This is a genomic window from Pseudomonas sp. BLCC-B112 (assembly GCF_028550695.1).
Lineage (GTDB): Bacteria > Pseudomonadota > Gammaproteobacteria > Pseudomonadales > Pseudomonadaceae > Aquipseudomonas > Aquipseudomonas danubii.
In genome coordinates this window covers 121,395-147,719 of sequence record NZ_JAQQGK010000003.1, presented here as the reverse complement: position 1 = coordinate 147,719, position 26,325 = coordinate 121,395, and the positions used below count along the sequence as shown (strand labels likewise).

The 26,325-nt window shown below is 61.2% G+C and carries 20 protein-coding genes; 10 read left to right on the top strand and 10 right to left on the bottom strand.

Annotated elements, in window-relative coordinates; all coding sequences use genetic code 11:
* Positions 1-33 precede the first annotated feature (33 nt).
* The 6 genes from PQT43_RS09605 to PQT43_RS09580 form a co-directional block, all read right to left on the bottom strand.
* Positions 34-1,233 (bottom strand): HlyD family efflux transporter periplasmic adaptor subunit, encoded by a 1,200-nt coding sequence (locus PQT43_RS09605; RefSeq protein ID WP_102881794.1) that lies wholly within the window; start codon positions 1,231-1,233, stop codon positions 34-36.
* A gap of 15 nt (positions 1,234-1,248) precedes the next feature.
* The gene (locus tag PQT43_RS09600; RefSeq protein ID WP_170003881.1) at positions 1,249-2,718 is read right to left on the bottom strand and encodes an efflux transporter outer membrane subunit; all 1,470 of its coding nucleotides are present in this window, start codon (positions 2,716-2,718) and stop codon (positions 1,249-1,251) included.
* Positions 2,715-3,188 carry a MarR family winged helix-turn-helix transcriptional regulator gene (locus PQT43_RS09595; RefSeq protein ID WP_102864704.1) on the bottom strand — a complete coding sequence of 158 codons (474 nt, stop codon included), beginning with the start codon at positions 3,186-3,188 and terminating at the stop codon, positions 2,715-2,717. The genes PQT43_RS09600 and PQT43_RS09595 overlap by 4 nt, the downstream gene beginning before the upstream one ends.
* 206 nt (positions 3,189-3,394) lie before the next feature.
* Entirely contained in the window at positions 3,395-7,072 is a 3,678-nt protein-coding gene (locus PQT43_RS09590; RefSeq protein ID WP_272753765.1) for a translocation/assembly module TamB domain-containing protein, read from the bottom strand.
* Complete coding sequence (locus PQT43_RS09585; protein ID WP_123394613.1) at positions 7,069-8,796, bottom strand: autotransporter assembly complex protein TamA; 1,728 nt, start codon at positions 8,794-8,796, stop codon at positions 7,069-7,071. The genes PQT43_RS09590 and PQT43_RS09585 overlap by 4 nt, the downstream gene beginning before the upstream one ends.
* Positions 8,797-8,861: 65 nt before the next feature.
* Positions 8,862-9,512 (bottom strand): GNAT family N-acetyltransferase, encoded by a 651-nt coding sequence (locus tag PQT43_RS09580; protein WP_213665656.1) that lies wholly within the window; start codon positions 9,510-9,512, stop codon positions 8,862-8,864.
* Between the two features lie 175 nt (positions 9,513-9,687).
* On the opposite strand from PQT43_RS09580, the gene xthA reads away from it, so the two are divergent.
* Positions 9,688-10,500: an exodeoxyribonuclease III gene (xthA, locus tag PQT43_RS09575; protein ID WP_102881798.1), complete on the top strand. Its 813-nt coding sequence runs from the start codon at positions 9,688-9,690 to the stop codon at positions 10,498-10,500.
* Between the two features lie 48 nt (positions 10,501-10,548).
* Here xthA and PQT43_RS09570 read toward each other — a convergent pair whose 3' ends face one another.
* Complete coding sequence (locus PQT43_RS09570) at positions 10,549-10,881, bottom strand: DUF1508 domain-containing protein (protein WP_102881799.1); 333 nt, start codon at positions 10,879-10,881, stop codon at positions 10,549-10,551.
* A gap of 292 nt (positions 10,882-11,173) precedes the next feature.
* Between PQT43_RS09570 and PQT43_RS09565 the strand changes: the two genes are divergently transcribed.
* Positions 11,174-12,556 (top strand): phosphate ABC transporter substrate-binding/OmpA family protein, encoded by a 1,383-nt coding sequence (locus PQT43_RS09565; protein WP_272753764.1) that lies wholly within the window; start codon positions 11,174-11,176, stop codon positions 12,554-12,556.
* A gap of 55 nt (positions 12,557-12,611) precedes the next feature.
* On the opposite strand, the gene PQT43_RS09560 is transcribed toward PQT43_RS09565, so the two are convergent.
* Entirely contained in the window at positions 12,612-13,841 is a 1,230-nt protein-coding gene (locus PQT43_RS09560; protein ID WP_102881801.1) for an acyl-CoA dehydrogenase, read from the bottom strand.
* Positions 13,842-14,021: 180 nt separating this feature from the next.
* Here PQT43_RS09560 and PQT43_RS09555 point away from each other — a divergent pair, with 180 nt between their 5' ends.
* The 3 genes from PQT43_RS09555 (at position 14,022) to PQT43_RS09545 (ending at position 16,448) form a co-directional block, all read left to right on the top strand.
* A complete protein-coding gene (locus PQT43_RS09555; RefSeq protein ID WP_102864697.1) occupies positions 14,022-14,957 on the top strand; it encodes a LysR family transcriptional regulator in 936 nt (311 codons plus the stop codon).
* Between the two features lie 124 nt (positions 14,958-15,081).
* Positions 15,082-15,486 carry a MerR family transcriptional regulator gene (locus tag PQT43_RS09550; RefSeq protein WP_102864696.1) on the top strand — a complete coding sequence of 135 codons (405 nt, stop codon included), beginning with the start codon at positions 15,082-15,084 and terminating at the stop codon, positions 15,484-15,486.
* A gap of 62 nt (positions 15,487-15,548) precedes the next feature.
* Entirely contained in the window at positions 15,549-16,448 is a 900-nt protein-coding gene (locus tag PQT43_RS09545; RefSeq protein ID WP_267268599.1) for a hydroxymethylglutaryl-CoA lyase, read from the top strand.
* A gap of 620 nt (positions 16,449-17,068) precedes the next feature.
* Here PQT43_RS09545 and PQT43_RS09540 read toward each other — a convergent pair.
* Entirely contained in the window at positions 17,069-18,772 is a 1,704-nt protein-coding gene (locus tag PQT43_RS09540; protein ID WP_170003891.1) for an AMP-binding protein, read from the bottom strand.
* A 228-nt stretch (positions 18,773-19,000) separates the two neighbouring features.
* Between PQT43_RS09540 and PQT43_RS09535 the strand changes: the two genes are divergently transcribed.
* The 4 genes from PQT43_RS09535 (at position 19,001) to PQT43_RS09520 (ending at position 24,654) form a co-directional block, all read left to right on the top strand.
* Positions 19,001-20,164: an isovaleryl-CoA dehydrogenase gene (locus PQT43_RS09535; RefSeq protein ID WP_102864693.1), complete on the top strand. Its 1,164-nt coding sequence runs from the start codon at positions 19,001-19,003 to the stop codon at positions 20,162-20,164.
* A gap of 106 nt (positions 20,165-20,270) precedes the next feature.
* Complete coding sequence (locus PQT43_RS09530) at positions 20,271-21,875, top strand: carboxyl transferase domain-containing protein (protein ID WP_110596134.1); 1,605 nt, start codon at positions 20,271-20,273, stop codon at positions 21,873-21,875.
* A 17-nt stretch (positions 21,876-21,892) separates the two neighbouring features.
* The gene (locus PQT43_RS09525) at positions 21,893-22,708 is read left to right on the top strand and encodes a gamma-carboxygeranoyl-CoA hydratase (protein ID WP_253085166.1); all 816 of its coding nucleotides are present in this window, start codon (positions 21,893-21,895) and stop codon (positions 22,706-22,708) included.
* The gene (locus PQT43_RS09520; RefSeq protein ID WP_272753763.1) at positions 22,708-24,654 is read left to right on the top strand and encodes an acetyl/propionyl/methylcrotonyl-CoA carboxylase subunit alpha; all 1,947 of its coding nucleotides are present in this window, start codon (positions 22,708-22,710) and stop codon (positions 24,652-24,654) included. Before PQT43_RS09525 ends, PQT43_RS09520 begins: the two co-directional genes overlap by 1 nt.
* Before the next feature lie 54 nt (positions 24,655-24,708).
* On the opposite strand, the gene PQT43_RS09515 is transcribed toward PQT43_RS09520, so the two are convergent.
* Entirely contained in the window at positions 24,709-25,374 is a 666-nt protein-coding gene (locus PQT43_RS09515; RefSeq protein WP_102881807.1) for a LexA family protein, read from the bottom strand.
* A gap of 133 nt (positions 25,375-25,507) precedes the next feature.
* Between PQT43_RS09515 and PQT43_RS09510 the strand changes: the two genes are divergently transcribed.
* Positions 25,508-25,855 (top strand): DUF6124 family protein, encoded by a 348-nt coding sequence (locus tag PQT43_RS09510; protein WP_102864688.1) that lies wholly within the window; start codon positions 25,508-25,510, stop codon positions 25,853-25,855.
* The last annotated feature ends 470 nt before the right edge of the window (positions 25,856-26,325 follow it).

Genomic DNA, 26,325 nt, shown 5'->3' with positions numbered 1-26,325 from the left:
TCTAGACGACACCAGGGTTGACGGATTGGCGAATCAGCGCTGGGCCGTCTTGCCGATGGTCGCGCTGTTGTCGTGGATCAGACGGGCGATCAGGGCATCGGCCTCGCCCAACTGACGGTCATAGACGTTGGTGCTGAAGGAAGCCTTTTGCGGTGGTTGCTGGGCCAGTACCGGGCCGCTCTGATCCCGCAGGTTGACGTTCACCAGGGTCGACAGGCCGACCCGCAGCGGGTGCTTGGCCAGCTCATCGGCATTGATGTGGATACGCACCGGTACACGCTGCACGATCTTGATCCAGTTACCGGTGGCGTTCTGCGCCGGCAACAGGGCAAAGGCGCTACCGGTGCCGGCGCCGAGGCTATCGATGGTGCCGCTGTACTTCACATCGCTGCCATAGATGTCGGCCTCGATGTCTACCGGCTGGCCAATGCGCATGTCACGCAGCTGGGTTTCCTTGAAGTTGGCGTCGATCCACAGCTGGTCCAGGGGAATCACCGCCATCAGTGCAGTGCCCGGCTGGACCCGCTGGCCCAGTTGCACGGTGCGTTTAGCCACATAACCGGTCACTGGCGCAATCAGCGTGCTGCGGGCGTTGTTCAGGTAGGCCTGGCGCAACTGTGCGGCCGCGGCCTGCACATCTGGGTGATTGGAGACTACGGTGTCGTCCACCAGGGCATTGGTGGTGTTGAGCTGCTGCTGGGCGTTGGCCAGGGCATTTTGCGCCGAGGTCAGGTCATCACGAGCGTGGGACAGTTCCTCCTGGGAAATCGCTCCGCTGGCCGCGAGGTTCTTGCGGCGATTGAAGTTGTCCTGGGCTTTCTGCACTTCGGCCTTCTGCGCCGCCACTTGGGCCCGCATGCCATCGACGTTGCTGTACAAGCCGCGCACCTGGCGTACGGTGCGGGCCAGATTGGCCTCGGCACTCTGCAGGCCGACCTGGGCATCGTTGGGGTCGAAGTTGATCAGCACCTGGCCCTCATGCACCAGATCACCATCGTCGGCGCCGATGCTGACCACCGTGCCGGTGACCAGCGGGGTGATCTCCACGACGTTGCCGTTGACATAGGCATCGTCGGTGCTTTCATTCCAGCGCCCATAAAGTTCGTGCCAGGCGAACACGCCCAGACCGCCGAGAATGACGATGGCCGTCAGCCCCAGGAGCATGACTTTGCGCTTGCGGGAGTTACCGGCGTCCGGGGTGTTTTCGGTTGCTTGAGTGTCGGCAGTGGCCATGACAAATACCTCGAATTATTTAGTCTGAGGAGCTGGGGCTGGGTCGGCCGAAGCCAGGTTCTGGGCACCGAAGCCGCCCCCCAACGCCTGCATCAATTGAATCGACAGATCGATCTGCTGAGCATTCAGCGTGGCCAGCTGGCGCTGGGCCTGCAGCAGTTGCTGCTCAATGCTCAGCACGTCCAGGTAGTTGCCGATCCCGGAGCCGAAACGCTGGACCACGGTGTTGTAAGAGTCCTGAGCGATGTCGGTGGCGTGCTGCTGGGCGACGATCTGCCGTCCGATTTCCCGCAGCTGGGAGATGCTGTCGCTGACATCCCCCAGGGCAGCCACCAGGGTCTTGTTGTATTGCGCGACTGCCAGGTCGTAGTCGGCATCCCGGGCGTCCAGGTCAGCCCGCAGCCGCCCGCCGTCGAAAATCGGCAGCGAGACAGTCGGCGCGATACTGAAGAAGCGACTGGCGGAACCGAACAGCGCATCCCCCAGCAACGCCTCGGTGCCCGCTCGCGCACTGAGGTTGAGGTTGGGGTAGAAACGGGTCTTGCTGGCATCGATGTTCTTGCTCGCCGCTTCCACCCGCCAGCGAGCCGCCACCAGATCCGGCCGGCGCCCCAGCAGTTCAGCAGGCAGCGTCGAAGGCAGGGCTACGGCGCTGGCTTGCAGGACCTTGGGTCGGGAGATGTCATCGGCCCGATCCGGACCCTTGCCGAGCAACACGGCCAAGGCGATCTTCGCGCTCTGCAATTGCTTCTCGGCGTCGATCAGGCTGGCCTGGGAGCTGGCCTCCAGACTTTCGGTCTGCTGGTACTGGTACTGACTGTCGATCCCGGAGTCCAGGCGACGGCGACTCAGGTCGAGCATCTGCCGGGTACGCTTGAGGTCCTCGTTCGCCAGGTCGTACACGATATGCGCACGCCCCAGGTCGCTGTAGGCACGCGCTACATCGGCGGCCAGGGTCAGACTCGCTGCCTGGCGGTCGACTTCAGCGGCTCGGGCCTGCCCCAGCGCTGCTTCCCAGGCCGCGCGCTGGCCCCCCCAGAGATCGAAGTTGTAATTGAAGCTGGCGCCAATGTTGCGCACCGTGGAATAGGCCCCGCCCTGCCCCAGCGGGTCCTGGTCACGGGCCAGGCGCGAGCGGCTGATACCGGCACTGGCATCCAGGGTCGGCATCCGCTCGGCATCCGCGGCATAGGCCGCAGCATTGGCCTGATGGGCACGGGCACTGGCGATCTGCATGTCCGGGCTGTCCCGCAGGGCTTCCTGGATCAGCCCGTCAAGCTGGGTATCGCCCAGGCTTTTCCACCAGTCACTTTGTGGCCAGGCTGCCGGCGACAAAGTCACACCGTTGAGAGACTGTCCCGCTGCTAGGCTTTTCGCCTCAAGGCTTACGCCGGAGGTATCCAGGCCGCTGTAATTGGCACAGCCGGCCAGACTCATGGCCAACAGCACCAGGCTGAGGCGGGTACGCGAGGTTTTACTGCTCATTTTTCACCTAAACGCAGGATGGTGATCGGGTCACCGGCAGCCAGCAAAATTTTCTTGAGAATCTGCTCAAGGGTGCGCAACTCCTCAGGAGAGATGGCACCCGCCAACTGGTTCATTGCATTGGCACCGATGTAAGGCAGCCGATCAGCAAGCTTGCGACCTTCCTCGGTCAGCACCAGGCGCACCTGGCGCCGGTCGTCCTCCGAGCGTTGACGCGCCAGGAAGTCCTTCTGCTGCAGGCGGTCGAGCATGCGGGTCATCGAACCGCTGTCCAGGGACAGGTGGCGGCACAGCTCGGCCGGGGTATCGACGCCGAACTGGGCCATGATGATCAGCACCTTGAACTGCGCGGCTGTGATGCCGTGGGGCTCCATGTGGGTGTCAATGATCCGGTCCTTGAGCAGGGCGGCACGCCCCAGCAGCAGGCCGAGATGGCAATTGTGAAAGTCGTCGGGTTTGAAATGCTTCATCTGACCACCAGTTAGCTGCCTAGGCAGAGAGTGTGTGTCGAGATATTACTGCCTAGGCAGCCAATGTCAACGCAGTGATTAGCTTGCTGTTTATTTGATTGATCAACGGCGCAGCGCCGCCGGTTTGAAAACCAGCGGGCGCCTTGTTCGATCAGGGAGAGGTGGTGTGGACAAGAAGGGGGCCATGCCCCCTTTGGCGACGAGCCTTAGAAGTCGCGCTTGTAGAAGATGTCCAGGGAGCTGGCAAAGCCGCTGGCCGCTTCCAGGTAGACCTTCTTGCTCAGTTTGTAGCGCAAGGCAATGGTGCTGGCAGGTTCGAACACCCCGACGCCATAACGCAGGCTGAGCTTCTCGGAGATATTGCCGCTGGCCACCACGCTGGTGCTGTTGCCACTGCCCTGGGTGTCCAGCTGAAAGTCCTGGATGCCCAGGTTCTTGGCAATGCCGCCGGTAAGCTCGGCACTGCCCATCAACCCCAGGCCCAGGGCCGCCTGGGCCAGCATGTTGTTGTCTTCACCGGTGGAGCTCAGCGGCCGCCCCAGTACCAGGTAGGACAAGGCCTGTTCCTGACTCATGGCCGGTTCGGAGAATATCTGCGTCGCCGGTTGCTCGGCGCTGCCACTGAGGCGGATGCCGGCAATCACGTCGTCGGTCTGGCGCACCGCCTCGATATCCAGGTACGGCTGGTCGATGGGGCCGGCAAACAGCAACCGTGCACGACGCACCGACAGGCGCTGGCCATAGGCCCGGTAACGACCGTCGTTGAGCCACAGCTCGCCGCGGGTATCCATGTTGTCGCCAATGTGCACATGCCCCCGCAGGTTGGCGGTAAGGCCGAACCCGGCAAAGCTGAGCTTGTCCTGGCCCACCTCCACATCGATGTTCATCGCCATGGCCATGGGCTTCTTACCCTCGTCGGTCTGCTGGCCGACGATGACCGTGTCATCGGAAACCTTGACCGTCGAGGGCGGCAATTCGCGTACGGTGATCTGCCCCTTGGGGATCAGCACCTTGCCGTCGATTGCCAGCTTGTCGTCTTGCAGTGAGATCTTCAGGTCCGGAGCCATTTCCAGCGCGGCATAGGGCTCGACAGTGACGGGCAACTGCGTGCCCTTGAGGCTCAGGTCCACCGCCAAGGCACGCCCCCAGGCGATATTGCCATTGAGGTTGCCCTGCCCGGCCTTGCCGCTTTTCCAGCCGCCGTTGAGTTGCACGCTCTCGCCCATGATCTGCGCGCTCAATTGCAAGTCTTCAAGGCTGATGGGCAGCTCGGAACCGGAGACCTCACCGCCACTGAGTTGCAGATTGCCGTTGACCTGGGGCGCCAACAGCCCGCCAGACAAGCGCCCACTGCCGTTCAGGTTGCCACTGAGTTTCTCCACCATGGGCACAAACGGCCGTGCCACGGACAGATCCAGACCACTGAGGCGGAACTCCCCGGACAACGGTTTGCTTTTGGGCAACGGATTGATCTGTGCCTGGACCATCAGTTCGCCCAACTTGCCGCCGTCGAACTGCAGCTGGGTATCGATGCGTCGCGGGTTGAGGCGGGTATCGAGCTTCAACGCCTGATAGGGGAAGTCCAGCCATTGGCCCTTGTCCTTGACACGCAGGGTGCCACCACTGGCATCCAGCAGGATCTGGCCTTTGGGACCGCTGGCCGGCAGGTCCAACTGTACCTCGGCATTGAGCATGCCCTTCCAGGCGAAATCCTTGGGCAGCCATTGAGCCAGGCTGTCGATGGGGAAACGCTTGAGGTGATAACGCAGCTTCGGATCGGGCATCAATCGCTGGTCTTCGCCACACAGACTGGCATCGCCGCTGGTCCAGCAATGGGCGCCAAAGTTGAGGGTGCCATTGGCCAAACGCTCCAGCTTCGCCGGGTTCTGCAGTTTCCAGTCCTGGCCGCCGGTCTGTACATCGCCACTGGCCAGGCGCCCCCGCCAGTTGCCCTGATCCAGCACGCCATCCAGCCCCAGGGCCAGTTTCAACAGTGGGCCTTGCAGGTCCAGTTGCAGTTTCTGTTTCTTGATATCGCCCTGGCCGGCCAGGGTCAGGGTGCCAAGCTGGGTGTCTCCGGCCTGAATTCCACTGCCCTTGAGATCCACCTGGGCCTGTTGTGCGCCGTCGAGAGTCGCCCCCAGCTTGAGGCTTTGCAGGCGGTTGTCGGCAAAGGCCAGTTGCTGCCCCGAGAGGTCCACCTTGCCCTGTGGCGCCTTGAGCGTGCCTGCCAGATCTACCCGGCCATTGAGTTGCCCGCGCAACTGCGGCCATAGCTGGCCCAGACGCGGCAGCTTGATGTCCAGCTGGCCGGCGATTTTCTGCTGCAGGCTACCGGAGCCATTGATGCGGTTGTCCCCCAGGCGGATATCCAGGGCACTCAGGTTCCACTGCTCCCCTGCTCCGTCGGCCTTGGCCAGCAGCACGGCCGGCTGCCCCCGCAGGCGCCCCTTGAGGTCGAGGTCGGCTGTGACCTTGAGCTGTTCGTTCTTCATTTCCCCCTGGCTGCGCAAGGGGCCGGCCAGGGTACCGGGCAACTCGGCCAGCCAATAGGCCGGGTTGATGGCCGACAGTTCCAGCGCCGTATCCCAGGCCACACCGTCGGCAAATTGCAGGTTCAGGTGCCCCTGGGCCTTGCCTTGTCCGGCCGTGAGCTGGAATTGCGGCAGGAAGATCTTGCTCAGGTCGCCGCTGAAGGGACTGCTCAAGCTGAAGGCGCCTGCCGGGCCATCCAGGTCACCCTTGAAATTGCCCAGGTAGTTGCCATCCCGGTAGGCCACTTCTGCATTGAAGCTGCGCAGCGCCACGGCCGGTTCTTCGATCAATGGGTAAAGGCGATGCCAGGGAAAATCCAGCCAGGCAAGCTTGGCCTCGGCCGAAAAGCCTTGGCTCCAATCAAGCTGACCGCTGAGATTGAGGCTCTGCTTGTCGTTGGCTCGCAGGTCCAGCGTGGCGATCTGCGCGCCGTTGGCGTCGACCTTGCCTTGCAACAGCAGAGCCACCGGCCCTTGCTCCGCCGGCAGACTGGCCTTGCCGTCGAGCTGATAGCCGTTTTTCAAGTCCCCCTTGCCGGTCAGTTCCAACTGATCCAGTTGCAGGGTGTCCGGCAGGTCGGCGCTAGCCTTGAAGCCATCGGCAATGATCCGCACCTGCGCCGGCAGGTTCTCCACCAGGGGTTGCAGCTCACCGCTCAACTGCCCTTGCAGATAGCCACTGCTGTCGGCCTTGAGTTTCAGGGTCTTGAGCAGATCGCCTTCGACCTGCATAGCCAGGGCCCAAGGAGCACCGCCAGGAGCGGGCAAGCCGAGGGTGCCCTGAGCCGTCAGGGGCCAGTCGCCACTGGGTTGCAACAGGCCGGACAGGTCGAGGCTCAGGTCATCGCGCTGCAGGTGCACCGAGTCGATCTGCAAGCCTTGAGCGGTCCAGTGCGCCGCCAGTTGCAGCCCCTTGAGCTCTTCACTGCCGTTGAACAATAAGCGGCCGACCCGTACCTGTCCCAGCTCGATGGCCACGGGCAGACGCAGTTCCGGCAGGCTGATGGGCCCTGTGCTTTCTTCGGTATCGTTGCTGGGAGCGAACTGCAGGCTGACCTGATCGGCCTCCAACTGCTCAATGCACAGGGTCATGCGCAACAGGCAGGCAGGAGACCAGGCAAATTTCACCGAATCGAGCTCGACCCGACTGCCGTCCTGCTGCCAGAGCAGATGGTCTGTGCTCCATTGGCCACCCAGATGGCCCTGGAAATTGTCCAGGGTCAGCCCCGGCACCAGGCCCAGGGCCCAGCGGCTGCCGGCCTGGGTCCCCAGCACCGTGGTCAAGGCCAGAAGGGTCAGGATCACCAGCGCAAGAATCGCCAGCAGCGTTGTCTTCAAGGTGCGCTTCAAAGCTCTGGCCCCATGGAAAAGTGCAAGCGAATCCCACCGTCGTCATTCATCGCGTGGGCCAGGTCGACCCGGATCGGACCTACCGGCGACACCCAGCGCAGCCCCACACCGACCCCGGTCTTGAGGTTCGGTAGCTCCAGTTTGTTGAACGAGTTGCCCTGATCGACAAAGGTCGCGATCCGCCATTTCTCGGCAATGGAGTACTGATACTCGACACTGCCAGCCACCATGTAACGCCCGCCGATGCGATCCCCTTCGGAGTTCTTCGGGGACAGGGTCTGGTAGTCGTAACCACGCACGCTCTGGTCGCCACCGGCGAAGAAGCGCAAGGACGGCGGAATGGACTTGTAACCGTTGGTGGCGCTGCCTCCAAACTGCACACGCCCCAGAAAGCGGTGATTGTCCCAGGCCGTGGTCAGGCCTTTGAGCAGGACCGTTCCGTACAACAGGTTGGTGTCGGAGCCCACGCCTTCCTTGGCCAGCTTGGTATCGAATTGAATGCGATAACCGTTGTGCGGATCGATACGATTGTCGCTGCGCAGGTAGGAATAGGTCAGGCCAGGCATCAGCAGATTACTCAGGCCCGAGTCGTCCCCAAGGCGATACTCCTCACGTTGATACTTCAGCGAGACCACGCGCTGCCAGCCGCTGGGCAACTTGCTGTGCCACTCGGGGCCCACTGTGAGCAACTTACTCAGGGTATCGGTGCCGGAGATTTCTTCATTCTGATAACCACCGGCGAAGCGCAGCTTGTCGGTCAGGGGCGGGTCCAGGGGAATGTCATACCACAGGCCGACGTTCTGCCGGGGCGCCGAGACTTCGGCCTCCCAGCCATAACTGTGACCCTGTGGATTGACCCAGTGCCGGGTCCAGTTGGCCTTGACCCGGGGGCCGACGTCGGTGGAGTAGCCCAGGCCAAGCCCCATGGTCCGGGGCTTGCGGGTTTCCAGCCGGACCGCCACTGGAATCACCTCGTGCTCGGCAGCCGTGGGCGCGGCATCGACCCGCACGCCCTCGAAATAGCCGCTGGACTGTAGCGCCTGGTTGAGTTCGGCAATCAGCTCCGAGTCGTAGGGAGCACCGTTCTTGAAGGGCACCATGCGCCGCAACAGGTCTTCGTCGAACAAAGAATCCCCGGTGAAGCTGACCTTGCCCAGGGCATAACGCGGACCGCTGTCATACACCAGTTCGATGTCCGCCACCCCGGCCAGAGGGTCTACCGACAATTGCTGGCGGGTAAAACGCCCGCTGAAAAAACCGTAGCGCGAGGCCTGGTTCTGGATCAGGCGCTTGGCATCTTCGTAACGGCCATGATTGAGCACAGCGCCAGGCTTGAGCTGGTCACTGTCAGGGGTGCGGAAGGACTTGAGGGACGCTGCCGGGCCTTCGACCCGGATCGTCACGTTGCGCAGATGCACCGGTTCACCGGGGTCGATACGCAACAACAGGCGGGGTTTCTCGCCGCCGCGCACTTCGCTTTCGATACGCGGCTGGTAGTAGCCCAATGCCTGGGCGGCTTTCTTCGCCTGCTCCTCGGCGCCCCGGCTGAATCGCAGCAGGGCTTCTTCATCGCGATCACCGACACCGCCAATGTAACCTTCCACATTGGCTTTCAGCTCGTCATTGGCGGGCTTTACCCTGACATCCAATTCGCTCTGCGCCAGCGCCGCACAGCTTGTGAACAACAGCAAAAAGCCGCTGGTAAATCTTCCTGGAAACTTCATAGGCGCGGATGCTATCACGAGCTTGGGGGGGCGATAGAGCGCTCAAGTGCTGGGAAAGTTCTATATCAGGCTGTTGCTCTTTGTAAGAGTTGCGGGTTCGGATGAAAGAATACGTGCTCGCGGACCGGCCCTACCGCGATCTCTCCGATCTCTTCATAACCCTGACGTTTATAGAACTCCAGATAGCGCGGATTACCCGTATCCAGCACCACGCCCTGGGAATGCTCATCCACAGCACACCAATTGTGCACCGCCTCCAGCAACTGTTCGCCGAAATGCTGCCCCTGGAATTGCGGGTGCACGCCTAGCAACGGCAACACATGGACCGCATCGCCGGGCAGGCAGGCCTGCACCGACTCGTGGTACTCCAGATAGCGCCGCGTGCAACGAAACCCGGTACTCAGCACCATGCGCAGCCGCCAGGCCCAGCTTTCGGTAATGCCCAGGCGGCGTTGCGGTGGGGCGATCAGGGCAATGCCGATCAAGCGGTCGTTGACGAGCAGGCCGATGGCCGGAAGGTCTTGCAGAAAATGCTGTTTCACCAGCTCGCGGACCGTGGCCCGCACCCGCTGTTCATAACCGGCACGCTCGGATTCGAAAATGAAACCGAAGGTCGGCTCATGGCGATAGGCCTGGTACAGCAGCGACCGCGCTTCACGGGAATAGCCGCTGTCGAGCATATGGATATCGGCGATGGCGTTGGCGGTATCAGGCATGTCGGTCACTCTCCCCTGGGCCCGGCTCGAATGGCCGCACTCTTGTTATTACGAACCTGGCGCGGCGCTGATCGTTCCCACGCTCAAGGACATTAGCAGCGCATTCGCGGGGCTGCCATGCTGGTCGACCCGGGCGTAGTCAGCTAGCATCGCTGTTTTGCCAGGACCGCCGACCATGAAGATCGTCTCGTTCAATATCAACGGGCTGCGCGCCCGCCCCCATCAGTTGGCGGCGCTGATCGACAAACACCAGCCGGACGTGATCGGCCTGCAGGAAACCAAGGTCGCCGACGAGCAGTTTCCCCTCGCCGACGTCCAGGCCCTGGGCTACCACGTGCACTACCACGGCCAGAAGGGCCATTACGGTGTCGCCCTGCTCTCGCGCCAGGCACCACTGGCCGTGCATAAAGGTTTCGAGGGCGATGACGAAGACGCCCAGCGGCGTTTTATCTGGGGTACTTTCGCCGATGCCAACGGCACGCCGGTGACCATCATGAACGGCTACTTCCCCCAAGGTGAAAGCCGCGACCATCCCACCAAGTTCCCGGCCAAGGAACGCTTCTACAGCGACCTGCAGCACCTGCTGGAAAATCGCTTTAGCAACGACCAGCCCCTGGTGGTCATGGGTGACGTGAATATTTCCCCGGAAGACTGCGACATCGGCATCGGCGCCGAAAATGCCAAGCGCTGGCTCAAGACCGGCAAATGCAGCTTCCTGCCGGAAGAGCGCGAGTGGATGGCACGCTTGAAGAACTGGGGTCTAGTAGACAGCTTCCGTCACCTGAACCCCGAGGTGAACGATCGCTTCAGCTGGTTCGACTACCGCAGTCGCGGCTTCGAGGACGAACCCAAGCGTGGCCTGCGCATCGATCTGATCATGGCATCCCAGGGGCTGCTGCCCCGGGTCAAGGACGCCGGCGTCGACTATGAACTGCGGGGCATGGAAAAGCCCTCTGACCATGCGCCGATCTGGCTCGAGTTGAGCTGATTCACAGGCACAAAAAAGCCCATCGCAAGATGGGCTTTTTACTACCGCTTACATGTGGACCACTTCAACCCGTTCAGTGGTGCCGGCTGCTGCGATGGCGTTGATGGCGCTCTCGAGAGTGGGCTCCGAATCGTACAAATGGCTGACCAGAATCACTTCCTTGCCGGCCTTGAGCTTGAAATAAGGTTTACCGCCCGATGAAATTTTCTTGACGTAGCGCTCAGGAGAAGCGCAGTGTGCGCGGAACAGGCCGAGAGCCGCCTCGGCACTGTCCCGGCAAGGGAATCGGTCGCTTTGAAGCATGGTCTGCGCCTCCTTTGTCTTCAGCAAGAATCTGCATGCACCACTGCCATACTGCTTCAGCTCGAACCAGGCACTCATTTGTAACTCCTTTGCTTACTACGAAATAGCAGCACAACACTGCCGAGGCATCTGCGGGGGGATGACGCGTTGGCAGTCGCCCCAATCCCCGCCAGACAAAGTTGCCAACTCTACGCAGCCTCCGAAGACTGGTCTTTAGGACAAGTCTCAAAAAATCTAGAGAAAACAGCTATTTACGATGTAGGACTTTCGCCATTTATCGCCAGAAAGTGCCGCCCGTCACATACCTGTCACCTCCCTGACTTAATCTCGCCAGCACTCTCCTCTTTCTCAATAGAAGGCCAGTGCCGCCATGCCCCGCGCTTCCACCGTCAGTGAACGAGATATCTGGTGCCGGACCATCAGCCTGTTTCTGATCGGCTTTGTTTGCTATGCCCTGCCTTGGTCGGTGTTCGCCGCCTTGCCCCTGGCGCCCGACAATGCCGCCGTGCTGCGTATCCAGGGCTCCAACACCATCGGCGCCCAGCTTGGCCCGGCGCTGGTCAAGGGCTTGCTTGAACAACAGGGTCTGCACAACGTCAGGATCGAGGGCGGTGGCAAGGACAATGAGAAACGCGTTCTAGGACAGAGCGCCCAAGGTCGGACAGTCAGAGTGGACGTTGCCGCCCACGGTTCGAGTACCGGCTTTAGCGCACTGAAAAACGCCCAGGCCGATATTGCGGCCGCCTCACGACCGATCAAGGACAGCGAACTGGTGGAGCTGGAAAGCCTGGGAGACCTGAAAAGCCCTGGCGCCGAACAGGTCATCGCCATCGACGGGCTGGCAATCATCCTTCATCCGCGCAATCCGCTGAGCCAGCTAAGCACCGAGCAACTGGCCCGCCTGTTCAGTGGCGAGATCAAGACCTGGGAAGAGCTGGGGAGCACGGGCGGGCCGGTCCACCTGTATGCCCGGGATGATCAGTCCGGTACCTACGACACCTTCAAGGAGCTGGTCCTCAGCCGTCGCGGCAAGGCGTTGAACCCGGCGGCCAAGCGTTTCGAATCCAGCGAACAGCTGTCTGACGCGGTGAGCCGGGACCCTCAAGGCATCGGCTTCATCGGCCTGCCCTACGTACGCCAGGCCAAGGCCGTGGCGATTATCGACGGTGACTCCCAACCCATGCCGCCCCTCAACAGTCTGATCGCCACTGAGGACTACCCACTGTCGCGGCGTCTGTACCTGTACTTGCCGCCCAATGGGCAGAACCCCTGGGCGGACGCCCTGGTGAGTTTTGCCCAGAGCGCCAAAGGCCAGGCCATCGTCGCCGCCAACGGCTTTGTCGCCCAGACCGTGCAAGCCATGCGGGTAACGCCCAGCCCACAGATGCCCAAGGCCTACCAGCAACTGAGCCAGGACGCGCAACGCCTGAGCGTGAACTTTCGCTTCGAGGAGGGCAGCGCCAATCTGGACAACAAGGCACGCCAGGACCTGAATCGCGTCCTGGATTACCTGCGCCAGCACGGCAAGATGAACCGGCACGTCACTCTGGCCGGATTCGGGGATGCCAAGAGCGACCCGGCACGCGCTGCACTGCTGTCCAAGCTGCGGGCCATGACAGTGCGCAGGGAACTGGTAAAAAGCGGCGTGGTGTTTCGCGAGATCCGCGGTTTCGGCGCTGAGCTGCCAGTGGCGGCCAACAACGCCGACGAGGGCCGGATCAAGAACCGGCGCGTAGAAGTCTGGGTGTACTGAATACACAGCAACCGGCCTGCCACAGGCGTCGCCCGGCAGGCCGGCTGCATGATCATCAATGGCTGCTGCGCAGCATTTCCTTCGGCACATACTTGCCGATTTCGTACTTGCCAATGGCCGCGCGGTGTACTTCATCCGGGCCATCGGCCAGGCGCAAGGTGCGCTGCATGGCGTACATGTAGGCCAATGGGAAGTCATTGGATACCCCGGCCCCACCGTGAATCTGGATCGCCCGGTCGATCACCCGCAGGGCCACATTCGGCGCCACCACCTTGATCTGGGCAATCTCGCTCTTGGCCACTTTGTTACCCACGGTGTCCATCATGTAGGCCGCCTTGAGGGTCAGCAGCCGAGCCATGTCGATCTCCATCCGCGAGTCGGCGATCTTGTCGATATTGCCCCCCAGGCGAGCCAGCGGTTTGCCGAACGCGGTGCGATTCACCGCACGCTTGCACATCAATTCCAGCGCCCGCTCGGCCATGCCAATGGAACGCATGCAGTGGTGAATGCGGCCCGGACCGAGGCGGCCCTGGGCAATCTCGAAACCACGCCCCTCTCCCAGCAGCACGTTCTCATAAGGTACGCGGACGTTGTCGAACAACACTTCGGCGTGACCATGCGGCGCATCGTCGTAGCCAAACACCGGCAGTGGACGGACGATCTTCACCCCGGGGGTATCCACCGGCACCAGGATCATCGAGTGCTGCTGATGACGCGGCGCATCCGGATTGCTCAGGCCCATGAAGATCAGAATCTTGCAACGCGGATCACAGGCGCCCGAGGTCCACCACTTCTTGCCGTTGATGACCCACTGATCGCCGTCACGCACCGCGCGGGCCGCCATGTTGGTGGCGTCGGAGGAAGCCACATCCGGCTCGGTCATGGCGAACGCGGAGCGGATCTCGCCACGCAGCAGCGGCTCCAGCCAGCGCTGCTTCTGTTCTTCGCTGGCATAACGCACCAGTACTTCCATGTTGCCGGTATCCGGCGCCGAGCAGTTGAACGGCTCGGGGCCCAGCAGCGATCGGCCCATGATCTCCGCCAGTGGCGCATATTCAAGGTTGGTCAGGCCGGCCCCCAGTTCCGACTCAGGCAGAAACAAATTCCACAGACCTTCAGCCTTGGCCTTGAGTTTGAGCTCTTCCATGATGGCGGTCGGCTGCCAACGATCACCTTCGGCAACCTGACGCTCGAAGACCGCTTCAGCCGGATAAACATAGGCATCCATGAACGCGGTGACGCGCTCACGCAGCTCTTGAACCTTGGGGGAATAGGCGAATTCCATGGGCAGTTCTACCTTTGTGAAGAACGGGTGTTGGGGGACTGAAATCGATGCTAGATCAGCTACGAAAATTTACCTAGCCTATTCTCGGCGTGTATTAACATTCATCACCGATATATGATCGGCTGATCCGAAAGGCCTCCGAGCCTCCCTCACAGGCCCTAACAATAAGAGTGCAGCGCCATGAATCTGAGCAAGGTCGACCTCAACCTCTTCATCGTTTTCGACGCGATCTACACCGAAGCCAACCTGACCCGCGCCGGGCAGATCGTCGGCATCACCCAACCGGCGGTGTCCAACGCGCTGGCGCGTCTGCGCGAGACCTTCAATGATCCGCTGTTCGTCAGGACCGCCCAGGGCATGGTGCCCACCCCCATGGCACAGAACATCATCGGCCCGGTGCGCAATGCATTGTCACTGCTGCGGGTTTCAGTCCAGGAAAGTCGGATTTTCAACCCTCTGCAAGCGGTCAAGACCTACCGCATCAGCATGACCGACCTGACCGAGGCAGTGATCCTGCCCCCCCTGTTCCAACGCCTGCGCCGCCTGGCACCGGCGGTGATCATCGAGAGTTTCCTCTCCAAGCGCCGGGAGACCACCAAGGAACTGGCAGCCGGGCGCCTGGACTTTGCCGTGGACGCCCCCCTCAACACCGACCCCCAGGTGCGCCACGTCAAGCTCATGGAAGACCGTTACGTGTGCGCCATGCGCAAGGGGCACCCCCTGGCCGGCAAGGAAAAGTTCACCCTGGACGACTACCTGTCCCTGACCCACATCCATATTTCCAGCCGTCGCAGCGGCCTGGGCCATGTCGACCTGGCGCTGGGCAAGATGGGTATCCAGCGCAAGATCACCCTGCGCTCCCAGCACTACCTGATGGCTTCACAAGTGTTGCAACAAACCGACATGGTCATGACCGTCCCGGAACGTTTTGCCCGACGCCATGACCTGCAGGCCTTCAATCTGCCGGTCAATGATGTACCACCGGTGGAAACCCACCTCTATTGGCACGAAAGCACCGACCAGGACCCGGCTAACCGTTGGATGCGCGAACAGATGATCGAGTTGTGCCAACAGGTGACCGCCCACGAAAAGAAACTCGACCAGCAGACAGCCTGACCCCTTCGCCGGCAAGCCCTCACTGGAGGAGCCGGCTTGCCGGCGAACGGGATCGACGCGGATTGCTTGACGTATACGTAAACCTGCCTTTAGCTTAGCGCCAAGTCCCACCTTGAGCGCCTCCATGAGCAGCCAGACCTACAGCATCTCCGACCTCGCCCGCGAGCTCGACATCACCACCCGGGCCATACGCTTCTATGAAGAGCAGGGCCTGCTGGCCCCTGAGCGTCGCGGTCAGGAACGCATCTACTCCCCTCGGGACAAAGTCAGCCTGAAGCTGATCCTGCGGGGCAAGCGCATCGGCTTTTCCCTGGCCGAATGCCGTGAACTCATCGAGCTCTACGACCCCAGCAGCGGCAACCTGAAGCAGTTGCACAGCATGCTGGCGAAAATCGGCGAGCGCCGTGAGCAGCTCGAACAGCAGTTGCTCGACATCGAACAGATGAAGCTGGAACTGGACACCGCCGAAGAGCGCTGTACCCAGGCGCTGGAACAAACCATCCAGAACCAGAAAAGCACCGCACAATAATCCTTGGGACACCTGCGCCGCTCGCGCCGGCATCCGCCCTCACTCATAGAAGGTGAACCTGAATGTCACTCCCCAGCCATGTACGCCTGATCGAAGTGGGCCCCCGCGACGGTCTGCAGAACGAAGCCCAGCCCATCAGCGTCGAGGACAAGGTGCAATTGGTCGATGCCCTGACGGCGGCAGGCCTGGGCTATATAGAAGTCGGCAGTTTCGTCTCGCCCAAGTGGGTACCGCAGATGGCCGGTTCGGCCGAGGTCTTCGCCCGCATCCAGCGCAAGCCGGGGGTGGTCTACGGCGCGCTGGCGCCGAACCTGCGGGGCTTCGAAGACGCCCTGGCGGCGGGGGTCAAGGAAGTCGCGGTGTTCGCCGCCGCATCGGAGTCCTTCTCCCAGCGCAACATCAACTGCTCCATCAGCGAAAGCCTGCAGCGCTTCGTGCCGATCATGGAGGCCGCCAAGCAGCATGACGTCAGCGTGCGCGGGTATGTGTCCTGTGTGCTGGGCTGCCCTTACGAAGGTGAGGTAGCCCCGGAGCAAGTGGCCCTGGTGGCCCGTGAGCTGTACGCCATGGGCTGCTACGAAGTGTCCTTGGGCGACACCATCGGCACCGGTACCGCCGGCGCCACCCGCAGAATGTTCGAAGTGGTGGGCGCCCAGGTGCCACGGGAGAAGCTCGCCGGCCACTTCCACGACACTTATGGCCAAGCGCTGGCCAACGTCTACGCCAGTCTGCTGGAGGGCATCGCGGTGTTCGACAGTTCGATCGCCGGCCTCGGCGGCTGCCCCTATGCCAAGGGCGCTAGCGGTAACGTTGCTACCGAGGATGTGCTGTACCTGCTCAACGGCCTGGGCATACACAGCGGTATCGACATGGATCGCCTGATCGATGCTGGCCGGCAGATCTGCACGGTGCTGGGCCGCCCCAGCGGTTCTCGTGTGGCCAAGGCACGTAGCGCCGGGTGAGCCAATGTGCGGCCGGGTGTTACCGGCCGCTCTAAACGGTGGCGGGAACGAGTAACACGGAAACAGTTTGTCGATTTTATTGCGACGCAGATTGTCCTACAAAAACATCAAGCTGTTGATTTTAAAGGACTTTAAAAAGTTGGCACGGCTTCTGCTATCTCTATGGCATAACAAGAATAAAAAGCAGCAAACCTAATAAAAATAAGACGTAACGACTCTGACATAACAAAAACAACACGGCAGAGACGCAGCTAACAGATTTTTTTGGAGAGGATGTGATGTGCAGGAGGGCTTGCAAGAGCCACCCGCAACCGGTCAGAGAACAATAAAACTACCCTGAGGTAGCTCCCGAACTGGTTGGATCGCCCTGGCGACACGTTAGATCAGCGCTCAAAAAAATACGTTTGCTCTTGATCCCGGATGGGGATCGCCAAAAACAGCGGTAAAGGGCCACGGTTGCCAAAAACAACAATAGACCGCCCCTCAATAATAAAAAAGAGCACGCAACGACAAATTAAAGGGGAGCTTCGGCTCCCCTTTGTGCTTTCTGCGATTTAGCTTTTGCCTGCCCTTCTCGCCCATAAAGCGTGCACCCGTCCAGATGCACGCTCCAGCAATGCTCACACCCTGCTCACCTGCTCGCGCAACTCCTCGATGCTGATTTCGCGCATGCGGAATTTCTGGATCTTGCCGGTTACCGTCATCGGAAACTCCTCGACGAACTTGAAGTAACGCGGCGTCTTGAAGTGGGCGATGCGCTCCTTGCACCAGGCCTGCAGCTCGACTTCATTGGCGCAATGCCCGGGATGAAACTTGATCCAGGCGACGATTTCCTCTCCGTACCTGGCGCAGGGAATGCCGATCACCTGTACATCGGCCACGGCAGGATGGGTGAAGAAAAACTCTTCCAGCTCCCGCGGGTAAATATTCTCGCCACCGCGGATGATCATGTCCTTGTTGCGCCCGGCAATGCACACATAACCCTGCTCGTTCATGGTGGCCAGGTCGCCGGTGTGCATCCAGCCCGCCTGATCAATGGATTCACTGGTGCCCTGGGGATTGTTCCAGTAACCGAGCATGACGCTGTAACCCCGGGTGCAGAGTTCACCGATGGTGCCCCGGGGCACCAGATTGCCGGCCTCGTCGATGATCTTGCTCTCCAGGTGCGGCTGGGTACGGCCCACGGTGGTGACCCGCAACTCCAGATCATCGGCAGGACCCGTCTGCAACGACACCGGACTGGTCTCCGTCATGCCGTAGGCGATCTGCACCTCGCTCATGTGCATCTCGCTGATGACCCGGCGCATCACCTCGATCGGACAAGTGGCACCGGCCATGATCCCGGTACGCAGGCTCGACAGGTCGAACTCACCACGCCTGGGCTGGTCGAGCATGGCGATGAACATCGTGGGCACCCCATACAAGCCGGTAGCCCGCTCCTCGGCCACGGTACTGAGGGTCAGCAACGGGTCGAAGGCATCGTTGGGGTAGATCATGGTGGTGCCGTGGGTGATACAGCCCAGGTTGCCCATGACCATGCCGAAGCAGTGATACAGCGGCACCGGGATCACCAGCCGATCTGCCGCGGTCAGGCCCAGGCTCTCTCCCACCATGTAACCGTTATTGAGGATGTTGTAATGACTCAGGGTCGCACCCTTGGGGAAACCGGTGGTGCCGGAGGTGTACTGGATATTCACCGGCTGATCGAAATCCAGGCTGTCCTGGCGCGCCTGCAATTGCTCGGCGGTGGCTCCAGCGGCAAGGGCCGTCAGTTGCGACCAGGGCAGAAAGCCGGAGGGCGGCTGGACATCCAGGCTGATCACTCCACGCAACTCCGGCAGGCACTCACAGTGCAATTGACCGATGGATTGCTCCGCCAACTCGGGGATCAGCCCCTGCAGCATGCCGTGGTAGTCAGAGGTCTTGAAGGCTCCGGCGCAGATCAGCCACTGGCAGCCGGACTGCTTGAGCACATATTCCAGCTCGGAACTGCGATAGGCCGGGTTGATGTTCACCAGGATCGCGCCGATCTTGGCACTGGCAAATTGGGCGATGCACCACTGGGCGCAGTTGGGGGCCCAGATCCCCAGTCGATCCCCCGTCTTCAGCCCCAAGGCCAGCAGCGCCCTGGCATGCAGGTCGACTGCCTCGCGCAGTTGCTGCCAGCTGTAGCGCAACTGCTGATGACGCACCACCAGGGCTTCCCCCTGGGGATAGGCAGCGACGGTGTTGTCGAAGGCCTGACCGATGGTCAGCGCCAGCAATGGCTTGTCTTGCGTACCACGGGTGTAACTGCGATCCGGCTGGAAACCCGAGTGTTCCATGACGACCCCTATTGTCTTTATTAGTGGGTGTTCAGGAGCCTGGCCGATGGTGCGAAAAAGCCTGGCTCCAATCGAAAGCCCTGCTACTCTGGCGCAAGTTGACGTTTACGTAAAGGGCGATTGACAGCCTTCGGTCGCAGGTTTACGTTAACGTAAAGGTGAGAGCTAGACAGCGCCGCTCTCTGCAGCCCATTCCCTCAATAAAAACAAGTTTGAAGGTGCCCCGCCATGAGTTACCCGACCCTGAACTTCGCCCTCGGTGAAACCATTGACATGCTGCGCCAACAGGTCCAGGCCTTCGTCAAGGCGGAACTGGCTCCTCGGGCGGCACAGATCGATGTCGACAACCTGTTCCCCGCCGACATGTGGCGCAAGTTCGGCGACATGGGTCTCTTGGGCATTACCGTAGCGGAAGAATACGGCGGCGCCGGGCTGGGTTACCTGGCCCACGTGGTGGCCATGGAAGAGATCAGCCGCGGCTCCGCCTCGGTGGCACTGTCCTATGGTGCCCACTCCAACCTCTGCGTGAACCAGATCAACCGCAACGGCAACCATGAGCAAAAGAGCAAATACCTGCCCAAGCTGATCAGCGGCGAACACATTGGCGCCCTGGCCATGAGCGAACCCAACGCCGGCTCCGACGTGGTGTCGATGAAGCTGCGCGCCGACAAGCGCGGTGACCACTTCGTCCTCAACGGCAGCAAGACCTGGATCACCAACGGCCCCGACGCCAACACCTACGTGATCTACGCCAAGACCGACCTGGAAAAGGGCCCCCACGGCATCACTGCCTTCATCGTCGAGCGTGACTGGAAAGGCTTCAGCCGCAGCAACAAGTTCGACAAGCTGGGCATGCGCGGCTCCAACACTTGCGAGCTGTTCTTCGATGACGTGGAAGTGCCGGAGGAAAACATCCTCGGCGTGCTCAACGGCGGGGTCAAAGTGCTGATGAGCGGCCTGGACTACGAGCGCGTGGTGCTCTCCGGCGGCCCGACCGGGATCATGCAAGCCTGCATGGACCTGGTGGTGCCCTACATCCACGACCGCAAGCAGTTCGGTCAGAGCATCGGCGAGTTCCAGTTGATCCAGGGCAAGATCGCCGACATGTACACCCAGCTCAACGCCAGCCGCGCCTACCTGTACGCCGTGGCCCAGGCCTGTGAGCGTGGCGAAACCACCCGCAAGGACGCCGCCGGGGTGATTCTCTACAGCGCCGAACGTGCCACCCAGATGGCCCTGGATGCGATCCAGATCCTTGGCGGCAACGGCTACATCAACGAATTCCCCGCGGGCCGCCTGCTGCGTGACGCCAAGCTCTACGAAATCGGCGCCGGCACCAGCGAAATCCGCCGCATGCTGATCGGTCGCGAACTGTTCAACGAAACCAAGTAAGAGCAGCCGCAAGTTGCGAGCTACGAGCGGCAAGCCAAAGCTGCCGTAATACCGACTTACTTTTGCAGCTTGAAGCGTGTCGCTTGAAGCTGCCGTAGGCCCTCCCATGATTCTGAAGTCTCAGCTCAACCCGAAATCCCCCGAGTTCGCGCAGAACGCGGCCAGCATGCTGGCCCAAGTCGACGCCCTGCATACCCTGCTCGCCCAGGTCCAGCAAGGCGGTGGTGCCAAGGCCCAGGAGCGCCACACTTCCCGGGGCAAACTGCTGCCGCGCGAGCGTATCAACCGCCTGCTCGACCCTGGCTCGCCGTTTCTTGAAGTCAGCCCCCTGGCCGCCTACGAGGTCTATGGCGAAGACGTGCCCGCCGCCGGCGTGATTGCCGGCATCGGTCGGGTAGAAGGCATCGAATGCATGATCGTGGCCAACGACGCCACGGTGAAAGGTGGCTCCTACTACCCGCTGACGGTAAAAAAACACCTGCGGGCCCAGACCATCGCCCAACAGAACCGCCTGCCCTGCATCTACCTGGTGGACTCCGGCGGCGCCAACCTGCCGCGCCAGGACGAAGTATTCCCGGACCGCGAGCACTTCGGCCGGATCTTCTTCAACCAGGCCAACATGAGCGCCCAGGGCATCCCGCAGATCGCCGTGGTCATGGGTTCCTGCACCGCCGGCGGCGCCTACGTGCCGGCCATGGCCGACGAAGCCATCATGGTTCGTGAACAGGCCACCATCTTCCTCGCCGGCCCGCCCCTGGTAAAAGCCGCCACCGGCGAGGTGGTGAGTGCCGAAGAGTTGGGCGGCGCCGACGTGCACTGCAAGATTTCCGGGGTTGCCGACCACTACGCCGACAGCGATGAACACGCCCTGGCCCTGGCCCGGCGCAGCGTGGCCAACCTCAACTGGCACAAGCAGGGCCAGTTGCAGCAACGCACGCCAATTGCTCCGCTGTATGCCCGTGAAGAGCTGTACGGCGTGGTGCCGGCCGATCCCAAGCAGCCCTTCGATGTACGCGAAGTCATCAGCAGGCTGGTGGACGGCTCGTTGTTCGATGAGTTCAAGGCCCTGTTCGGCACCACCCTGGTCTGCGGTTTCGCTCACCTGCATGGCTACCCTATCGCCATCCTCGCCAACAACGGCATCCTCTTCGCCGAAGCCGCGCAAAAAGGCGCGCACTTCATCGAACTGGCCTGCCAGCGTGGGATTCCCCTGCTGTTCCTGCAGAACATCACCGGCTTCATGGTGGGCCAGAAATACGAGGCTGGCGGCATCGCCAAGCACGGCGCCAAGCTGGTCACTGCGGTGGCCTGCGCCAAGGTGCCGAAATTTACCGTGATCATCGGTGGCAGCTTCGGGGCCGGTAACTACGGCATGTGCGGTCGCGCCTACGATCCACGCTTTCTGTGGATGTGGCCCAACGCGCGAATTGGCGTGATGGGTGCCGAACAGGCGGCCGGGGTGCTGGTCCAGGTCAAGCGCGAGCAGGCGGAACGCGGCGGACACCCTTTCGACGCCGCCCAGGAAGCCGAGATCAAACAGCCGATCCTCGATCAATACGAGCACCAGGGGCACCCTTACTACTCCAGCGCCCGGCTGTGGGACGACGGCGTCATCGACCCGGCACAGACCCGTGACGTCCTGGCCCTGGCCCTGTCTGCGGCCCTTAATGCCCCCATCGAACAGAGCCGCTTCGGCGTGTTCCGCATGTAATCCTGCGCGAGAAGAACATGAGCGACTTCAATACCCTGGAACTGCTGCGTGACCCTCGTGGCTTCGCCACCCTGTGGCTCAGCCGCGAAACCAAGAACAACGCCTTCAACGCCGAGATGATCCGCGAGCTGATCCTGGCCCTGGATCAGGTGCAGGGCGACCCGAGCCTGCGCTTCTTGCTGCTGCGCGGACGCGGCAAGCACTTCAGTGCCGGCGCCGACCTGGCCTGGATGCAGCAGTCCGCCGAACTCGACTACCAAACCAACCTCGACGATGCCCGGGAACTGGCGGAGTTGATGTACAACCTGGCCAAGCTGAAGATCCCGACCCTGGCCGTGGTGCAAGGCGCAGCATTTGGTGGCGCCCTGGGCCTGATCAGTTGCTGCGACATGGCAATCGGTACCGACGATGCGCAGTTCTGCTTGTCGGAAGTCCGCATTGGCCTGGCACCAGCGGTCATCAGTCCCTTTGTGGTCCAGGCCATTGGCGAGCGCGCCGCCCGACGTTATGCCCTCACCGCCGAGCGCTTTGGCGGCCAACGGGCACGAGAAATCGGCTTGCTGGCGGAGAGTTACCCGGCTGCCGAGCTGGAACAGCAAGTCACCCAATGGATCGACAATCTGCTGCTCAACAGCCCCCAAGCCATGCGTGCCAGCAAGGACCTGCTGCGAGAAGTGGGCAATGGCGCCCTCACCACAGCCCTGCGTCGCTACTGCGAAAATGCCATCGCGCGGATTCGGGTCAGCACCGAAGGCCAGGAAGGCCTGCGGGCCTTCCTGGAAAAACGCCCGCCCAGTTGGCAGTCCGAGACCACGACCAAGGAGTCCCGCTGATGAGCGCCCCTGTTCTAGACACTTTACTGGTGGCCAACCGTGGCGAGATCGCCTGCCGCGTGATGCGCACCGCCAAGGCCTTGGGCCTGACCACCGTGGCCGTGCACAGCGCCACCGACCGCGATGCCCGGCACAGCCGCGAGGCAGATATCCGCGTCGACCTGGGGGGCAGCAAGGCCGCCGACAGTTACTTGCAGATCGACAAGCTGATCGCTGCGGCCAAGGCCAGCGGCGCCCAGGCCATTCACCCCGGCTACGGTTTTCTCTCGGAAAACGCCGGTTTTGCCCGAGCCATCGAAGCGGCGGGCCTGATCTTTCTCGGCCCGCCCGCCTCGGCCATTGACGCCATGGGCAGCAAATCGGCGGCCAAGGCACTGATGGAAACCACCGGCGTACCTCTGGTGCCGGGTTATCACGGCGAAGCCCAGGACCTGGAAACCTTCCGCAGTGCCGCCGAGCGCATCGGCTACCCGGTACTGCTCAAGGCCACCGCTGGCGGCGGCGGCAAGGGCATGAAAGTGGTCGAGGACGTCAGCCAGTTGGCCGAAGCCCTGGCCTCGGCCCAACGTGAAGCCCAATCATCCTTTGGCGATTCGCGGATGCTGGTGGAAAAGTACCTGCTCAAGCCACGCCACGTGGAGATCCAGGTGTTCGCCGACCAACACGGCAACTGCCTGTACCTCAACGAGCGCGACTGCTCGATCCAGCGGCGTCACCAGAAAGTGGTCGAAGAAGCCCCCGCTCCCGGCCTCAGCCCCGAGTTGCGCAAGGCCATGGGCGAAGCCGCCGTGCGCGCGGCCCAGGCCATCGGCTACGTCGGCGCCGGCACCGTGGAGTTTCTCCTCGATGCTCGCGGCGAATTCTTCTTCATGGAGATGAATACAAGGCTGCAGGTGGAACACCCGGTTACCGAAGCCATTACCGGCCTCGATCTGGTGGCCTGGCAAATACGCGTGGCCCAGGGTGAAGCCCTGCCCATCAGCCAGGAACAGGTCCCGCTGCTGGGGCACGCCATTGAAGTGCGCTTGTATGCCGAAGATCCGGGCAACGACTTCCTTCCCGCGACCGGGCGCCTGGAGTTGTATCGCGAATCCGCCGCTGGCCCGGGCCGTCGGGTCGACAGCGGGGTCGAGGAAGGCGATAGCGTGTCGCCCTTCTACGATCCGATGCTGGGCAAGCTGATCGCCTGGGGCGAAAACCGCGAGCAGGCTCGTCTGCGCCTGCTAAGCATGCTGGACGAGTTCGCCATCGGTGGCCTGAAAACCAACCTGGCGTTCCTGCGGCGCATCATTGCCCATCCAGCGTTCGCCGAGGCGCAACTGGATACCGGATTTATCCCACGCTATCAGGAACAATTACTGCCAGCGCCCAGCGAACTCGGCGCGGACTTCTGGCAAGCGGCCGCACAGGCGTTTACACAAAGCCAGCCGGAACGGGTGCGTAGCGACGACCTGCAGTCCCCATGGTCGGCAGTCAATGGCTGGCGCAGCGCGTTACCGGCCCAGACCAGCCTGCACCTGAGCTGTGCCGGACAGGATCAGGCCATCAGCCTGGGCGCTCGCTCGCCAGCCTTCCAGTTGCAAGGTGAACACCTATGGGTAGAGCAACAGGGGCTGCGTCGTGAACATCGCGCCATTCGCCGTGGTGACACTCTGTACCTGCACTGGCAGGGCGAGATGCACAGCGTCACGGCTTACGATCCGATTGCTGCAGCCGATGCCAGTCACAGCCACCAGGGCGGACTTACTGCGCCCATGAACGGCAGCATCGTGCGGGTGCTGGTCAGCGCCGGGCAAAGCGTCGAAGCCGGTGCGCAACTGGTGGTGCTGGAGGCGATGAAGATGGAACACAGCATCCGCGCGCCCCAGGCAGGCGTCATCAAGGCACTGTATTGCCAGGAAGGCGAAATGGTTAGTGAAGGCAGTGCGTTGGTAGAGTTGGAGTAAACCCACTAATAAGAAAGCCCCTTCCTAGCTGTAGGAAGGGGCCTTTCAAGCAAGTTAAAACTTCGCAGTAGCTTGTACGACTACACCAATAACCCGGCACTCGTCGCTGTAGAGCATCTTCGGATAGGTGGGATTGAGGGGAACCAGATAATGCTGACTGCCCTCTTTCACCCACTTACGAAAGATCGCCTCGGCATTACCGGGACACTGTACGACCACCAACTTCCCAGGCTCGGCGGTAATAGCCGGGTCCACCAGAATCAGCATGTCCTGACTGATGCTCAAGCCGCTGGGCGCAATCATTGCGTCACCGACTACCACCAGCCAGAACGCCGCGCCTTGAGCCTGATAATCGGAAAGCTCATAGCGCTCCGGTACATAGGCTGACTTGCCATCTTCACGAACTTCCCCAGCAGCTCGCCAATCGCTCACCGGATAACGGAAATACGGATTGTACTTGTGCAACAGTGAAGGCTCGTTCACCAGGGGTTCGCCATCGTCACCGAGCATGGGTTTCTCGCGGACCACCAGGGCAACTTCCAGAAAGCCCATGCCGATCTCTTCAAGCACCCGATTCATGTCTTCGATCTTTGGCTGACGGCGTTTGCTCAACCAATGACCGATACCACCTTGAGACATGCCCAGACGCTCGGCGAGTTTTTCCTGTGTGACCTTGCGGCCTTTCATGTTGGCTTTGACCAACTCGATCCATTTGTCCATGGACTGAACAATACGTTGTGTATTTCCGGCCTCAACACACAACTTGTAGTATTTGAAATCTCGTCACAATTACAATACGTATTAATCTAGTTCATACCCCTCTTTCCTTTTCTCAAACAGGACGGAACACTTTATGAACGCAAGCAGCAAGGACGTGCCAGAGCTCGATACAGAGACCACATTGAATTCACTCAAGGGCAGCCACGCAGCACGACGGGCGATGGACTACTACTTGAAGCCCGCGCTGACCGGATCGGACAAGGAAGAGAAGTTTTTCGAGGTCAGGCGCAACCTCAGCAGCGAGGAAGCCATGATCCATGCATCCGATCTGCTGCGCTGTGCAGCAGCCACCGCCTATGACGCGGCCGACAATCTGCGGGGGGCCAAGCGTGACCTGGCTTTTTCCGTGGTGCACATGATCGACCTGGCCAAAGCCCTGGTGGACAAGTCCCTGGAAAGTCAGCGCTTTGAGTCCAGCTGAGGCGCCGGCAAGGAATAAACAGCGGAAACAGGAGAAATGGAAAAATATTTTCCGAAGGGCAGGGAAAAACATTTGACTTGCAAATGATAATGATTATTATTGCAAGCAACTGGTCGCGAGATCAGTCGATAGCCCAAAGGACCTTAGGTCGGACCTTTGGATTATCTCCTCATCAGGCTAATCACGGTTTTTGACCCGGCTTTTTGCCGGGTCTTTTTTTTGCCAGTTTTCTGGCTTGGCTTCAGGCTAATGAAGACGTGGATGCAGCTAAAATAATGGCGGCGATGATAGCAAAAGAATGTCCTTTTGCAAGATAGCAGCCGTGCTAAATGGCCAGGAAAGACAAAAGTAGCGCTTGAGAATCAATCGCATAGCCACTAAGCTGCTTCTGCGTCAAGGACGACGCCCCCCCTTCTATTACCCCCCTCAGTGTGTAGAGTAGCGGTCATAACAATCCTATACAGGGACCG

Excerpts from the sequence above, each read along its gene's own strand:
- PQT43_RS09570 (WP_102881799.1), bottom strand. The coding sequence starts at position 10,881 with ATGAGTGCCTGGTTCGAGCTGAAGCAGTATGGCAGTGGTGCATGCAGA.
- PQT43_RS09580 (WP_213665656.1), bottom strand. The coding sequence starts at position 9,512 with ATGCCTGATACCGCCAACGCCATCGCCGATATCCATATGCTCGACAGC.
- PQT43_RS09540 (WP_170003891.1), bottom strand. The coding sequence starts at position 18,772 with ATGGAACACTCGGGTTTCCAGCCGGATCGCAGTTACACCCGTGGTACG.
- PQT43_RS09600 (WP_170003881.1), bottom strand. The coding sequence starts at position 2,718 with ATGAGCAGTAAAACCTCGCGTACCCGCCTCAGCCTGGTGCTGTTGGCC.
- PQT43_RS09550 (WP_102864696.1), top strand. The coding sequence starts at position 15,082 with ATGAGCAGCCAGACCTACAGCATCTCCGACCTCGCCCGCGAGCTCGAC.
- PQT43_RS09530 (WP_110596134.1), top strand. The coding sequence starts at position 20,271 with ATGATTCTGAAGTCTCAGCTCAACCCGAAATCCCCCGAGTTCGCGCAG.
- PQT43_RS09560 (WP_102881801.1), bottom strand. The coding sequence starts at position 13,841 with ATGGAATTCGCCTATTCCCCCAAGGTTCAAGAGCTGCGTGAGCGCGTC.
- PQT43_RS09525 (WP_253085166.1), top strand. The coding sequence starts at position 21,893 with ATGAGCGACTTCAATACCCTGGAACTGCTGCGTGACCCTCGTGGCTTC.
- PQT43_RS09585 (WP_123394613.1), bottom strand. The coding sequence starts at position 8,796 with ATGAAGTTTCCAGGAAGATTTACCAGCGGCTTTTTGCTGTTGTTCACA.
- PQT43_RS09545 (WP_267268599.1), top strand. The coding sequence starts at position 15,549 with ATGTCACTCCCCAGCCATGTACGCCTGATCGAAGTGGGCCCCCGCGAC.
- PQT43_RS09565 (WP_272753764.1), top strand. The coding sequence starts at position 11,174 with ATGCCCCGCGCTTCCACCGTCAGTGAACGAGATATCTGGTGCCGGACC.
- PQT43_RS09595 (WP_102864704.1), bottom strand. The coding sequence starts at position 3,188 with ATGAAGCATTTCAAACCCGACGACTTTCACAATTGCCATCTCGGCCTG.
- PQT43_RS09510 (WP_102864688.1), top strand. The coding sequence starts at position 25,508 with ATGAACGCAAGCAGCAAGGACGTGCCAGAGCTCGATACAGAGACCACA.
- PQT43_RS09520 (WP_272753763.1), top strand. The coding sequence starts at position 22,708 with ATGAGCGCCCCTGTTCTAGACACTTTACTGGTGGCCAACCGTGGCGAG.
- xthA (WP_102881798.1), top strand. The coding sequence starts at position 9,688 with ATGAAGATCGTCTCGTTCAATATCAACGGGCTGCGCGCCCGCCCCCAT.
- PQT43_RS09605 (WP_102881794.1), bottom strand. The coding sequence starts at position 1,233 with ATGGCCACTGCCGACACTCAAGCAACCGAAAACACCCCGGACGCCGGT.
- PQT43_RS09555 (WP_102864697.1), top strand. The coding sequence starts at position 14,022 with ATGAATCTGAGCAAGGTCGACCTCAACCTCTTCATCGTTTTCGACGCG.
- PQT43_RS09515 (WP_102881807.1), bottom strand. The coding sequence starts at position 25,374 with ATGGACAAATGGATCGAGTTGGTCAAAGCCAACATGAAAGGCCGCAAG.
- PQT43_RS09535 (WP_102864693.1), top strand. The coding sequence starts at position 19,001 with ATGAGTTACCCGACCCTGAACTTCGCCCTCGGTGAAACCATTGACATG.